This is a genomic window from Chitinophaga sp. H8 (genome assembly GCF_040567655.1).
Lineage (GTDB): Bacteria > Bacteroidota > Bacteroidia > Chitinophagales > Chitinophagaceae > Chitinophaga > Chitinophaga defluvii.
Map to the genome: position 1 here is coordinate 1,286,526 of NZ_JBEXAC010000002.1, position 15,045 is coordinate 1,301,570.

Annotated in this window: 3 protein-coding genes; all 3 read left to right on the top strand. The window is 45.9% G+C overall.

Annotated features, from left to right (window positions below; genetic code table 11):
* Positions 1-243: 243 nt before the first annotated feature.
* A complete protein-coding gene (locus tag ABR189_RS19160) occupies positions 244-11,775 on the top strand; it encodes an Ig-like domain-containing protein (RefSeq protein WP_354662079.1) in 11,532 nt (3,843 codons plus the stop codon).
* A 25-nt stretch (positions 11,776-11,800) separates the two neighbouring features.
* Entirely contained in the window at positions 11,801-12,892 is a 1,092-nt protein-coding gene (locus tag ABR189_RS19165; RefSeq protein WP_354662080.1) for a PorP/SprF family type IX secretion system membrane protein, read from the top strand.
* Between the two features lie 144 nt (positions 12,893-13,036).
* Complete coding sequence (locus ABR189_RS19170) at positions 13,037-15,028, top strand: OmpA family protein (protein WP_354662081.1); 1,992 nt, start codon at positions 13,037-13,039, stop codon at positions 15,026-15,028.
* Positions 15,029-15,045 lie beyond the last annotated feature (17 nt).

The following is a 15,045-nucleotide window of genomic DNA, read 5'->3' on the forward strand; positions in this document are numbered from 1 at the left end:
TTCTGGCAATATTAATGAATGAAAAGGACTTTTACTTTGACGCACTATCCCCCTACTTTCGTACTGTACTAACAATCCGTTAACATATGAGAAAAGGTTTACTATCAAAATTATCAGTGGCGTAATCCCATATTCTGACAGCCCTCTTCTCCCCAGTTTATAACCTGCCTGCCTGCCCTAGAGTAGTTATTAGTTTAAGCTAATGACTAAACCGTACATCCTATTATTCAAACAGTTGATATTATGTATCAAAACGTTACTCCTAAAGGCCTTCTGCGCACTTTATTTGTTATCCTGTCTTTACCCTTTTTGCTACTCAGTAAGGCAATAGCTAATTATCTTAAAATAGTTGAAAGGCGGGTAATCAGCATACCTGCAAAGGCAATAGGCATGTTGATAGCAGTGATCGCATTGCTGACAATAGGTAATCTGCAATCCCAGGCTCAGCTGAGAGCTACACAACGGGTGTATGCCAATGCCGAACAGCATGGTATTATCGTGCTGGGAGCTGTGAATGACCAGGCTAAGGCAGTGGATGGTAACCTCAACACATATGCCACCCTGGCGCCTGTGATATTAGGAGGTGCCTGGCTGCAGTTTAAATTTACGGGTGCTACTCCGGGAGCCGGAGATTCTATTCATATCAGGATGGGAAGTACGGTAGATTTATTATCCCTGCTGGGAGGAATCAGCATACAGGCATATAAGGGAAATACACCCGTAGCCGGTACCAGCCGTACAATTAGCTCCCTGTTAACATTAATAGCCGGCGCCAGCGATTTTGATCTGGTATATAAACCTGCTTCGGGTTTAACATATGGCGTAGATTATGATGCAGTGCGTGTTACCACTACCGGTGTTGCGATTGGTGGTGGCTTGCGGCTGTATGAAGCATACTTTGATAAAGCCGCCGCCGGGGCTATAGCCTGTGATGCACCAGCAGATCTACTGAGCGGTTCTACCGGTAGTATAGCCGGTGGCCTGAATCCGGTGGATAATGCACAACAGGCGATTGATGGTAATCCTTCAACATTTGCCACCTTGCGTGCTAATGTAAGTGCGGTGAATAATAAAACATTTGTCACAGTACTTTACCCTTCCTATTCTACACCGGGTGATTCAGTACGTATCCTGTTCAAAAACCCTGGTGGTGGTTTACTGGATGCTAATGTTTTAGGTACCAGTCTTTCAGTGACCACTTATAATAATAACACGCTCAATGGTACATTGGCGCTTACACAAAGTTTGCTCAACCTGCGTTTGTTGCCGGGGTCTGTAGATGTACAAATGCTCACCTTCCCGATTAACCAGTCATTCAACAGAATAGAAGTGTCTTTGGGAGGAGGGCTTGCCACTGCATTGCAAAGCCTTGAAGTATATGAAGTATTACGCGTAGCCCCCAAACCTGTTTTGCAGGGGCTGGCCAATGATACCCTGCTTACCTGCAACAGTATTGCGCCGGTTACATTAAAAGTAAATAATCCAAAGGCTGGTGAAACGTATACCTGGTACACTTCTGCTGCCGGTGCCAGTGTTGCCAGCGGTACACAGTATACTACCGGTACACTTACTGCCGGTATTAATAAGTTCTATGTAGCGGTATCAAGAAATGGCTGTACCAATACGGCTTCTGAAAGAAGAGAAATAACAGTGATTGCAAATAACGGTCCGGTACCAGCCCCGGTAGTGGCATCCAGCTTTGCCATCGCTACAGGACAATCCCTGACCCTGAGTGCACAACCTTCAGCAGGTGCTACGATTGTATGGTATACCGATACCACTGCTGCTCCTGTATTTACAGGTGCGGACTATCAGGTAGGGCCGTTTAATACACCTGGTACATATAAATATTTTGCGGGCTCCAGGCTCGGCAGCGGATGTGAATCCAGCCGGGCTATGGTTACTGTAACGGTAACAGGGCCAGTAACGCCCGGAACAGACTGTAATATTCCTACAGCACAGTCTGCCGGCACCACCCTGGGGTGCGTATTGTGTGCTATTACCGATCCAACAAATGCGATAGACAATAACCCTAATAATTTTACCCACCTCAGTATGCCGGTTGGTTTACTGGGTGGATCCGTATTCCAGCAATTGATATTCCCTGCAAAGGGAGCAGCTACAGATAGTATCCGTATTACCCTGGGATCTCCCGGAGGTCTGGCAGATGTAAGCTTGCTGGGTGGCGTAGAAATAAAAATAGTGGATGGCACTACCGTAAGAGCTACCTATACTGTATCAGATTTGCTTACCCTCCGTTTGTTGACTGGTAATAAGTACACTGTTACAGTACCTGCAGCCGGTACCTTTAATCTGGTACAGATAAAGCTCACCGGTGTAGCGAACCTGATCAACAACCTGGACGTGTATGGCGCAAGAATCATATCTCCTGCTCCTACCGCCATTACAAATAATCTGACTATATGCCCCGGACAGACTGCTACCCTGAGCGCTACGCCTGCGGCGGGTACATCTCTACGCTGGTATGATGCTAACCGTGCGATGGTAAGCAGCCAGAATAGTTTTACAACGCCTGCGCTGAATACACCGGGTGCTAATAAATATTATTTACTGGTGATTGGTGCTAACAGTTGCGCTAATCCGGATACTATACCGGTTACTGTTATGGTAAATGCCAAGGCTACTGCAGCAGATATCATTGCTTCGGATACCAGTGTATGTATCGGTAATCTGGCAGTGGTTACACCTACTGCACCTGCAGTAACAGGAACGAAAGTATTTAAATGGTATAAAGATGCGGCAGCTACACAGCCTATCACCAATGGGCTTGTAGAAGGAAGTGTGCATTATGCGATTGATCCGGCAACTGGTAAGCTCTCTGTAATTGGTTTGCCTGCTGGTACGGTACCTTATTATGTAAGTGTGTCTGGTGACAATAGATGTGAAAATGCTGCCAACACCTTAAAGCTGGTAAATGTAACCGTAACAAGTACGCCGGCACCTCCTGTAGTGGCTCCTTCCTTTACCATTTCTACCGGTCAGACAGTAGTGCTGAACGCACAACAACCTGCTGGTGCTACCATTGTATGGTATACTGATACTACTGCAGCAGCTGTATTCACTGGTGCAAATTATCAGGTAGGTCCGTTCAACACCCCAGGTACCTATAAGTTCTTTGCCGGTGTGAAATTGGCTGGTGGTTGTGAATCTACTCGCTCGCTGGTAACGGTGATCGTTACAGGGCCGGTTACGCCTGGTCCGGATTGTAATGTACCGAACAATCAGCTTTCCGGTACCACTCTTGGATGTGTATTGTGTAGTATAAACAATCCTACTAATTCCATTGACAGTGATCCTAATAACTTTACCCGTCTTTCTCTGCCGGCAGGGTTACTGGGAGGAGCAGTATATCAACAGCTGTTCTTCGGAACACCTGGTGCTGCTACAGACAGTATCCGCTTAACATTTGCATCACCCGGAGGTCTGGCGGATGTAAGCCTGTTAGGTGGTGTGGAAATAAAGGTATTGGATGGTACTACCGTTAGAAGCACACACGTTTTATCCAATCTGCTTACCCTGCGTTTACTGAGTGGAGATAAATATGTTGCGACAATACCTGCAGGAGGCGCCTTTAATATGGTGCAGATAAAACTCACCGGTGTTCTAAATCTGTTGAATAACCTGGATATCTATGGTGCCAGGATTATTTCCCCTGTACCTACTGCCATTACAAATAATGTAACAGTTTGCCAGGGACAAACAGCCAGCTTAAGTGCCACACCTGCAGCAGGTACTACTTTACGTTGGTATGATGCTAACCGTGCTATGGTAAGCAACCAAAACAGTTTTACCACAGCGGCACTGAATACACCTGGTGTTAATACTTTTTATTTACTGGTAATTGGCACGAATAACTGTGCTAATCCTGATACAATACCTGTAAGCGTAAATGTAAACGCATTGGGTACACCTGCAGATGTAAATATTGCAGATACCTTCACTGTTTGCGGTGGCGCTAATGCAGAGTTAACACCTACTGCACCTAATGTAACAGGTACACCTGTATTCAAATGGTACAGAGATGCTAATAAAACACAGGCTATCACCAATGGCCTGGTGAATGCTGGTATTACCTATACACTGGATGCCAATGGCAAACTAACCGTGGCAGGTGTAGGTGCTACGGCACTTACCGTATACGTTAGTGTATCTGGTGATAACAGGTGTGAAAATGCAGCAGGTAACCTGAAGAAGGTTACAATTAATACTACTACTGGTGCTACTCCTCCGGTAGTAGCTGGTAATGTGGTTACCAGTCCTGGCCAGCAGGTAATTCTGCAGGCTACTTCTACCGGTGGTGCTACGATTGTATGGTATAGTGATAATGTGACTCCTACTCCGGCCTTCACCGGAAATAACTATACTGTAGGGCCATTCGCTGCCAGCACAGTACATACCTATTATGTGGCGGCCAAACTTCCTGGTGGCTGTGAGTCAGTACGTGTGCCTGTTACAGTAACAGTAACGAATACGGTGCCTCCCGGAACGGATTGTAATACCGCTAATGGGCAGCAATCAGGTACTACCCTGGGGTGTGTATTATGTGCTGTGACAAATCCAACGAACTCAATAGATAGTGACCCTAATAATTTCACGAGTTTGACCATGCCGGTGGGATTACTGGGTGGTTCCGTATACCAACAATTGACCTTCCCTGCTCCGGGAGTAGCTACCGACAGCATCCGTCTGATCATGAATGCTCCGGGTGGCCTGGCAGATGTTGGATTGCTGGCAGGTACAGAAGTAAAAGTATTCAATGGCAGCACTGTAGTGAGCACTCATGTATTATCCAGTGTGCTTACCCTCCGCTTGTTAAGTGGTCAGCAATATATGGTAACTGTCCCTGCAGGAGGCGCATTCACAGGCGTACAGGTAAAACTGACAGGTACCCTTAATGCATTGAGCAGCCTGGATATTTATGGTGCGAGGATCATTGCACCTAATCCTACTGCCATAACAAAGAATGTGACAACATGTGCCGGACTGCCTGTTGAGTTGAGTGCTACCTTGTCTGCTGGTACTACTGCCAAATGGTATACTGATTCTACCGGTACTACCTTATTAAGCAGTCTGCCAGCGTTTAAAACTGATACATTTAAAACCGCAGGTATATTTACCTACTATCTGCAGGTGATAGGAACGAATAATTGTCCTAATCCAGACCGTATACCTGTGAAAATAACTGTTACCGCTAAGGCTACTCCGGCAGATATCACTGTTGCAGATGCTGACATTTGCGGAAGCGGAGATGCGGTATTGACACCAACTGCCCCTGGTGTTACTACTCCTGTATTTAGCTGGTACAAGGATGCCGCTAAAACCAAGTTAATTACCAACGGGCTCACTGATCCAGGTGGAGTTACCTACACGGTTGCTTCCAATGGTGCATTGACAGTATCTGGCCTGGGTATAGGTACGACTACCTACTATGTAAGCGTATCCGGTACCAATAAGTGTGATAATGCACCTGACGATCTGAAAGCTGCTGTAGTGAAAGTAGCTACCGGCCCTGTGGTACCAGTGGTGACAGGAGATGTAGTAGCAGCTACTGGCCAGCAGGTAACACTCACTGCCAGTGCTGCTGATACCGTGGTTTGGTTTGCTGATGCTACTACTATGGTAGAAGCCGGCAGAGGATTAAGTTTTGCAGTAGGGCCATTCACAAACCCTGGAACCTACACCTACTATGCTGCAGCAAAAGGAGCAGGTAGTTGCTACTCTGGCCGTGTACCTGTACGTATTACGATTACCGGACCGGTAATTCCACAAGATGGATGTAACGTACCTACCAGTCAGTTATCTGGTACTACTCTGGGCTGTGTATTATGCAGCATTGACAATCCTACCTTCGCGATCGATAAGGATACTACCAACTTCACCCGGTTGAGTATGCCGGTGGGATTACTGGGTGGTTCCATCTATCAACAGCTGATCTTCCCGACAACAGGTACAGCGACCGATAGTATCCGGTTGTTCCTGGGTTCTTCTGTTGGACTTGCTGACGTAGGATTACTGGCAGGAGTGGAAATTGCAGTCTTTAACGGCACCACCCTGGTTAAAAAAGATACCTTGTCTAAATTATTAAACCTGCGTTTGCTGGGTGGTAACCAGTATGTGGTAACCATTCCTGCCAAGGGTGCTTATAATGGTGTACAAGTAAAACTGACCGGTACAGCTAACCTGCTTACCAGTCTGGATATATACGGAGCAAGGGTTATTTATCCAAACCCAACCGTAGACACGAAAGATGTAACTACCTGTGTTGGAACAAAAGCAACCCTTAAGGTAACGCCTGCTGCTGGCAGCAATACTACCGTGAAATGGTATGCCGATGCTACCAGCAAGGTGGTACTGGGTAATCAACCTACTTATACCACTGATACCCTTAAAGTAGCAGGTACTGTTACTTATTATGTAGAAGTTGTAGGAGCGAACGGATGTCCGAATCCTGATCGTATCCCTGTAAAGGTGGTAGTAACACCGGCACCTGCTGTACCTGCTGTACAGTCTGATAATGTGACGATTTGCGCAGGATCTGATGTGGTATTGGCTATTGCTAACCCTGATCAGCACCTGAAATACAACTGGTATGCTACAATGACCGGTGGAACTAAACTGAACGCTGATAGCGGACGCACTTATAAAGTATTAAAAGTAAATACAGATACTACCTATTATGTAGAAGCAGTAAGCGATTGTGGCGCAGCATCAGTGAGAAAAGCGGTACACATCGCAATAGGTTCTTCATTGGGCGCACCAACTGTAACGCCATCTCCGGCATCAGTAGTGATAGGGCAACAGGCTATCTTAACAGCCAAAGCAACTGTGGGTAATGCCATCCTGGTATGGTATGGCAGTCAGAGTGGTACAGACAGCCTGTTTACCGGTGCTATCTTTGCTGCACCTGCACAGCCGGCAGTAGGAACCAAAACATATTGGGTAGAAGCGAGATTGAGCGGTAGCAATACCTGCAACTCTGCACGTACTGCAGTGAATGTAAATACAGTAGCTGGGGATAACCAGACGGTGCCATGCGAAGGTGCTACCACACAAACAGTGGGTAGCAGTGGATTGCTGGTATTGGGCAATGTTTATAACCCTGCCCTGGCAGTAGACAATCTGAGTAATACAGGTGCATCTATGGTAATAGATCTGGGGCTGCTGAATGCTGCGGTTTGGGAGAAAGCAGGCTTCAATGGCGTATCCAGCCCTGGTGACACAGTTAGGGTATTGCTGGAAAACCCAAGCCAGGTATTATCTGCCGCAGTATTGGCCAGTGTGCAGTTAACTACTTACCAGGGTAATACTGCCGGTGATTCCATCCTGGTAAGTAATCCTGTTCTCAGTCTTAAATTATTAAATAATGGTCGCCAGGCACTGGTAGAGTTTGTACCTACCAAGCCATTTGATGCGGTGGAAGTGAAATTGAAATCAGGTGTTGCCGGTGCACTGACCGCTATCAACTTCAACTATGCACAGCGTGCCATGATAGCGCCAAAAGTTGAGGCAGCGAAAGTAGAAATATGTGCAGGTGGTACCGCTACCTTAAAGGTGCTGAATCCAGTGGCGGGTATTACTTACAGATGGTATAATGCCGCAGGTGTTTATCAGACCGGTAAGGACGGCGCCAGCTTTACTACAAGTACACTTAATGCAAGCACCAGCTATGCGGTGGAAGCATACAGGACCACCAGTGGTTGTGCCAGCGCAGTTAAAGCCCAGGTGGCTGTTAACGTACTGCCTGTTCCGGCGGCACCAACAGTACTGTCTACCAGTGTACAGGTATGTGCAGGATCAGATGCAGTACTGGCCGTTACCAACCCAGTGAAAGGATTAAGCTATAGCTGGTTTAATGTACCTGCTGGCGGCACCAAGCTTAATACAGATAGCGGATTTACATATAAAGTAATCAATGTTACAGCACCAGCTACTTATTATGTAGCAGCTGTGAATGATAGCTGTAAAACGGTATCAGCAACCAGAACAGCAGTACTGGTAACACCATCCAGCGGACTGTTAGCACCTACAGTAACACCTTCACCGGATACTGTTGGTATAGGCGAACAATCTGTATTGACAGCAAAAGCTGCGGTGGCTAATGTTACATTTAACTGGTTTGCTTCTGCAAACGGTACAGATACTTTGTTTAAAGGTGCTGTTTATGCAACGGCTGCTCAGCAAACAGCAGGCACTAAGACATATTGGGTAGAAGCCGTACTGAATGGAGGTACAGGCTGTAAGTCAGCACGTACTGCCGTGAATGTAGTCACCAGGAAAGTTTCTCCTGCGCCAATACCTTGTGAGGCAGGTAGCAGTCAAAGTGTAGGTGGTAGCGGATTACTGGTATTGGGTAATGTCTATAACCCACAACTGGTAATAGATGATAATGCCAATACCGGCTCATCCCTGGTAATAGATCTGGGCGTACTGAATGCCAGTGTATGGCAGCGTGTAGGATTCAATGGCACTTCTACACCAAATGATACCGTGCGTGTAATGCTGGAAAACCCAGGACAGGTATTATCTGCTGCCTTACTGGCCAGCGTACAGTTAACTACCTACCAGGGTACTACTCCAGGTGATTCCTTACTGGTAAGCAATCCGGCTGTACATCTTAAACTGCTGAATGGTAACAAACAGGCATTGGTTGAATTTGTGCCTACCAAGCAGTTTAATATGGTAGAAGTAAAACTGAAATCCGGTGTAGCGGGTGCATTGACAGCGATCAACTTTAACTATGCACAACGTGCTATTGCCCAGCCAAAAGTACAGGCCGCCAATGCAAGTGTATGTGCCGGTAAATCAGTAGTGATCAGTGTACAGAATCCTGTACCGGGTATTACTTACCAATGGTTCAACAGCCAGGGCAACAAACTGATAGATAGTGTGGCATACATTGTACCTGGCACTTTGAGTCAGGGAACACATAATTACTTTGTAACGGCTTCCAGGAATGGCTGTGCCAGCGCATCTGCAAAGGTGCAGGTAACTGTACTTGCAGCACCGATACCACCAACTCCGGCAGCCGGTAACCCATCAGTAACCTGCCTGAATACACCGGTTACATTAAAGGTGAATACGGTAGCAGGAGTTACTTACAACTGGTATGATGCTCCTACAGGAGGTGCAAAAATCGTAACCAATAACAGCAGCTATACTACGCTGGCTGATCTGGCAGAAGGTACTTACAACTACTATGTAGAGGGCGTAAATGCAGGTGATTGCGGCAGTGGTGCACGTACCAAAATTACACTTACTGTAAGTGGTGGTAGTACTGCGGCTGATATTAATGCAGCAGATCAGACTATCTGTAATGGTGATGATGCCGTACTTACACCAACCAGCACTACCGTATCCAATGCAATATTTAAATGGTATGCAAAGGCAGATAGAACAAGTCCGATTACTGTGGGAGTAGATGGTAAAGGCGTACTCACCGTTAAAGGACTTACCACCGGTATTTATACTTATTATGTAAGTGTATCTGGTGTTAATGCCTGTGAAAATGTGCCTAATGCACTGAAAGCAGTGAAAGTGATTGTGACATCACCAGCAGTTGCCGCTGATATTACGGCTGCAGATCAATCTATCTGTGAAGGTAGCAGCGCAACACTTACACCAACCAGCACCACGGTTACCAACCCGGTATTCAAATGGTATGGTAAAGCTGATAAAACTGCACCTATTACTACAGGTGTAGATGCTAAGGGTGTGCTGACGGTAACTGGTCTTGCCAGTGGTACTTATACTTACTACGTGAGCGTAACCGGTACCAATAAATGTGAGAATGCAGCCGGCACACTCAAAGCAGTGAAGGTAACAGTAGGTGAATCAAGCACCGCTGCGGATATCACCGCTGCAGACAGAACAGTTTGTGTAGGTAGTAGCGCCGTGCTTACGCCAACTTCTGCTACCGTGACAAACCCTGTCTTTAAATGGTATGCTAAAGCAGATAAGACAGATCCGATTACCAGCGGTGTAGATAGTAAAGGTGTACTGACTATTAATGGTCTGGCAGCAGGTACTTATACTTACTATGTAAGTGTAAGCGGCAGCAACAAGTGTGAGAATGCAGCCGGTGCACTCAAGGCAGTAATGGTAACCGTAACGGCTTCCAGCACCGCTAATGATGTGACCATCGCCAACCAGGTGATTTGTGAAGGGACAGATGCCGTACTGGTTCCAACCAGCACTACCGTTACTAATCCGATATTTAAATGGTATGCTAATGCCGATAAAACGAATCCGATCATTACCAATGTGGATGCGAAAGGCATACTTACTGTAAGTGGTTTAACAGGTGGTACCTATACTTACTATGTAAGTGTAAGCGGTAGCAACAAGTGTGAAAATGTAGCGGGATCACTGAAGGCAGTACAGGTAAAAGTAAATACAGGTGCACAGCCAGGTGACGTTACAGTTGATAACCAGGGTGGTTGTGTAGGTGATGATGTGGTATTAACACCACGCAGCGGTCTTACTGCACCTACCTTCCAGTGGTTTGCAAATTCGAACCGGACTACACCGATCACTTTAGGAGTGGATGGTAATGGGGTGTTGACCATCAAAGGTCTTGCAGCCGGCAGCTATACTTACTATGTAAGCGTAAGCAGCACTGACAGATGTGGTGGCGCCAGCGGACCGTTGAAAGCGGTGAACGTAAAAGTGAATGAGTATGCTACTGCTGCTGATATCAAGGCGGCTGATGCAGAGGTTTGTGCAGGCAGACAAGCTACACTTACTGCTTCCAGTACAACTGTGACCAATCCATCATTTACCTGGTATACAGATGCTGCTTTAACGAAACCGGTGGCATTTACCGCTACTTATACTACCTCTCCGTTATCCGCTGCCACACAATACTATGTTACTGTGAAAGGCGATAACAAGTGTGCCAATAAACCAGGCACCGCCAAAGTGGTATCAGTGTCAGTAAACCCAAGTCCGTTAGCACCTGCTTCAGTACTCGTACCGAACCCTGTATGTGCTGGTACCACTGCTACCCTGACTGTTGAAAATCCGGATGCGAAACTTACCTATCGCTGGTATGATGTAGCTACAGGAGGAACATCACTGGGTGAAGGCAATACATATACTACCAATGTACTGAATGCCACCACTGTTTACTATGTAGAAAGTGTGATGAAGGATGGCGGTTGCATCAGCTTAACCAGAACTGCTGCACAGGTAATAGTTCAGGTGCCATTGGCCACACCTGTGGTAACAGCAGGTACTACTACAGCTACCTCCGTAACGTTCAACTGGACAGCAGTACCAGGTGCAATCAGATACGAAGTAACCCTGGATAATGGCACTACATTCATTGCACCAAGCTCCGGCGCAAATGGTACTTCTCATACCATTACAGGATTAGGGCCTAACCAGTCAGTATCGATAAGGGTAAGAGCAGTAGGAAACACTACCTGCGAAACAAGTGCACTGTCTGCTGCCGTAACAGGTAAGACAAGCAACCCGCAAGGCAATAACATATTTGTTCCTAACCTGTTCTCTCCGAATGGAGACGGTGCAAATGATGTGTTGCTGGTATATAGCACGGCTATCGCGCAGATGGAATTCAGGGTGTACAACCAATGGGGTCAGCTGGTGTTCACCTCCAAGGATCAGCGTCAGGGATGGGATGGTACTATGGGTGGACAGAAACAGCCGGTAGGCGTATATGTATACGCACTGCGCGCCACCATGCAGGATGGAACTGTTGTAAACAAGAGAGGAAATGTTACCCTGTTGCGTTAAAAACAGCTACTAATTATCCAATAACATGAACAATATTAATAACAGCCGGGATATCAGCAATACCTCATATGGTATCCCGGCTAAATCCGAACAAGTAAAACATCTTCCTATGAAGAAAGCCATCATTGTCCTGATGCTCCTGCTGGGGGCCATACTGCCCAGATATGCTGTAGCACAGGTAGACCCGCATTTTTCTCAATATTATGCTTATCCATTATGGCTTAACCCGGCTTTAACCGGTATCATAGATGGTGATTACCGCTTACAGGGGAATTACCGGAACCAGTGGGCTAATTATGGTAAACCATTCTCCACAGCAGGCGTATCCTTTGATGCGGCCACTGATAAGAACATGGGGGTGGGTGTAAATGTACTGAACATGTCTGCCGGAGATGCGGGATACAATTACCTGAATGCAATGGCGAGCTTCTCATACAGTGGGGTGAAATTTGGTGCTACCGGTACTACCAGGTTAATATTCGGTATACAGGCGGGTATTATTAACCGGAAGATAGATCCTACCAAGTTTCAAACGGGTAGTCAATATACTCCGGTAATCGGATTTGATCCCACCATGTCTAATGGGGAAAATATCAGGACTTCTTCTTCCAATGTATTTGATGCCGCAGCAGGTACGATGCTTTTTGACGGTAATCCCAACCATCGTTTCAATCCTTTCATCGGGTTCTCTGCAGGCCACCTGACGAGGCCTACAGACCCTTTTGCGGCAGAGGGGACGAATGGAAAATTACCTGTTCGTTATCTGATCCATGGTGGTTCCAAAATAAAGATAAGCGACATTGTCAACCTCACCCCTACAGGATTGTATATGCGTCAGGGGAATGCAGAAGAAATAGTGGCAGGTGCATATGCACAGATAATAGTCAACCCGGAATTTGACTTCCTGGTGGGTGGTAATTACCGTATCAATGATTCTGCTATTCCTTTTGCAGGGTTCCATTTTCAGAACTTTGTGCTGGGGCTGAGCTATGATGCCAATACTTCCAATATGAAACGTCTTGTAAACGGAAGTAACAGCTTTGAGATATCATTATCCTTTATCAGCCGTAAGAGAAGAGTGATGAATGAAGAATATTTTATCTGCCCCAGATTGTAGAGGGCTTGCAAATAAAAATAACAGCAATAAGTTTTTCATTATGTCAATACCTGCATAACAATACAATCACTGAGCAATCTTGATACAGCACGTTTGCCGCAGGTATTGCATGCATGTGAAGACTGCAACAACAAATGGATCCTCATGAAAAAAATTACACTCTGCTGGCTGATAGCTTTACTGTGTGCTGTTAATACTGTAAACGCACAGTATGTTTATGATTATAGACATACTGCGGATATCTTTTACGCGTCCAGAGATTATTATTCCGCTGCCCAGTACTATAATAAAGCACTTGGCACTTTTAAAATAAAACCAGAAGAGGTATTGCCATATGCAGTGGCGAAGGCTGGCAAGGTAAGCAGTAAGTTTAAAGATTATCAGACAGTAGTAAATCGCCTTGCAGAATCTTACCGGCTGTATAATGATTTTGGCAATGCAGAGAAATGGTATGAGCAGGCTGTAGGGTTTAATAACCCCCAATTTCCGTTGGCCCGCTACTGGTATGCGGTATGTTTAAGAGCCAATGGAAAATATGCCGATGCGCTGGAGCAGTTTAAACAGTTCCGCCAGTCTTATACCGCAGCGGATGATTACTCTACCCGTGCTACATTGGAAATAGCCTGCTGTGAATTTGCCATTGCTGAAGAAAGTAAGATTCCCCGCTATATCATTGCTAAAACAACCGGTAATGTAAATGAAGGCGGTGCCAACTATGCTCCGGTGCAACTAAATGATAATACCCTGCTGTTTACTTCTTCGCGCCCTGAGAGTGGCACAACGGAAAAGAAAGGTAATCCTTATGTGAATACACTGTATACTTCTTCCGGTAGTAACAATAGCTTTGGTAACAGCCAGAAACTGAATATCCCTGCCACAAAAGGGATGGATCAGGGTACTGCTACGGTAAGCCCGGATGGGAATACCATGTATCTTACCCGCTGGAGTATGAAAGGTGGGCTGAAACAATCCAATATTTATGTGAGCAACCGCCAGGGAACGGGATGGACAGAGCCTAAGGCTTTGGGGGCCAATGTAAATGTGGAGGGTTATAATTCCATGCAGCCATTTATTACTACAGATGGCAAGTATTTACTGTTTGCTTCCAACAGACCTGGTGGTATGGGAAAGAATGACCTCTGGTATTGCGCTATTGAAAATGGTGCACCTGGCGCTGCCCGTAATATGGGTACTAATATCAACTCAAAAGATGAAGAACAGGCCCCTTTTTATGATGCGGAAAAAAATGTGCTGGTGTTTAGCTCCGATGGAAGAGTGGGACTGGGTGGTTTAGACTTTTTTCAGAGTGAGGGTACTTTCGGTAACTGGAACGTGCCCAAAAATATGGGCAAACCCCTTAACTCCCCTAAAGATGATATCTACTATGCTGCCAGCAATCCACAACATCCATTGGCGGCAGGATACATCAGCTCCGATCGGGAATCGGTATGCTGCCTGGAAATATTCAGCATAAAGAAAATTGCCAAAACAGTTAATGGTTTAATATTGGATTGTGATAACGACCTGCCACTTACCGGTGCCAAGGTTACCTTACTGGATACTATTAAGCAGGTAGTACTGCATCAGGTAACGGTAGACGAAACCGGCCGCTACAGTTTTGAAGTGGATATGCAGAAGCAGTACAAGATTATGGCTGAGAAAGAAAGTTACTTCTCCAAAGCTATTTACTTTAATACAGATTCTTTAACACTGATAGATTCTCTCACAAATCCTACCATATGCCTCAAACGTTATGAAATAGGGAAAGCAATTATCCTGAAGGATATCTACTATGATTACGATAAGGCTACCCTGCGCGAACAGTCTAAGATTGTATTAGACACGGTAGTATCCATTATGAAGGATAACGACAACATTGTTATAGAAATGAGTGCGCATACGGATAGCAAAGGCTCCGACTCCTATAATATGAAATTATCGCAAAAACGGGCACAATCCTGCGTGGACTACCTGATAGAGAAAGGCATTCCATCTTCCCGTGTAATTGCGAAAGGATACGGAGAAACGCGGCCTATTGCACCTAATACCTTACCAAATGGAAAAGATAACCCGGATGGTCGTCAGCTGAACAGAAGAACGGAATTTAAAGTACTACGCAATGAGCCTGCTCATTAGAGTGAGGCGCAAAGTTA

Excerpts from the sequence above, each read along its gene's own strand:
- ABR189_RS19160 (WP_354662079.1), top strand. The coding sequence starts at position 244 with ATGTATCAAAACGTTACTCCTAAAGGCCTTCTGCGCACTTTATTTGTT.
- ABR189_RS19170 (WP_354662081.1), top strand. The coding sequence starts at position 13,037 with ATGAAAAAAATTACACTCTGCTGGCTGATAGCTTTACTGTGTGCTGTT.
- ABR189_RS19165 (WP_354662080.1), top strand. The coding sequence starts at position 11,801 with ATGAACAATATTAATAACAGCCGGGATATCAGCAATACCTCATATGGT.